Source organism: Corallococcus praedator (assembly GCF_003612125.1).
Taxonomy (GTDB): Bacteria; Myxococcota; Myxococcia; order Myxococcales; family Myxococcaceae; genus Corallococcus; species Corallococcus praedator.
In genome coordinates this window covers 1-433 of sequence record NZ_RAWI01001111.1, presented here as the reverse complement: position 1 = coordinate 433, position 433 = coordinate 1, and the positions used below count along the sequence as shown (strand labels likewise).

Below are 433 nucleotides of genomic sequence, written 5' to 3'. Positions count from 1 at the left end.
TCCCCATGGTGCGCGCCCGGATGGCGTGACGGGATGCTGTGCGGGCAGTCTCACGTTGGAGGTCGGTGTGCTGAACCCTGCAGAGCTGTACGAGATCGTGGACGACGCCCCAGCGGCCGAGGAGCCCGTGCTCATCGTCGCGCTGGACGGGTTCGTCGACGCCGGGAACGCGACGCGGCTCGCGTGTGCGGCTCTGGTCGGCGACGACGAGCCGGAGGAGGTCGTGCGGTTCGACGTCGACCAGCTCGTCGACTACCGGTCGCGGCGCCCGCCGCTGCGCTTCGAGTCCGACCGCTGGGCCGCCTACGAGGGCCCGAAGCTGGACGTGGTCTCGCTGACCGACACCGGTGACACCCGGTACCTGCTGCTCACCGGCCCGGAGCCGGACACGCAGTGGGAGCGCTTCGCCGCCGCCGTCGCGCAGATCATCGAC

General features: G+C 71.4%; 1 protein-coding gene. It reads left to right on the top strand.

Annotation, left to right across the window (positions count from 1 at the left end):
- Positions 1–67: 67 nt before the first annotated feature.
- On the top strand, positions 68–433 hold a 366-nt coding region (locus tag D7Y13_RS43275; RefSeq protein WP_147452729.1), incomplete at its 3' end, for a PAC2 family protein.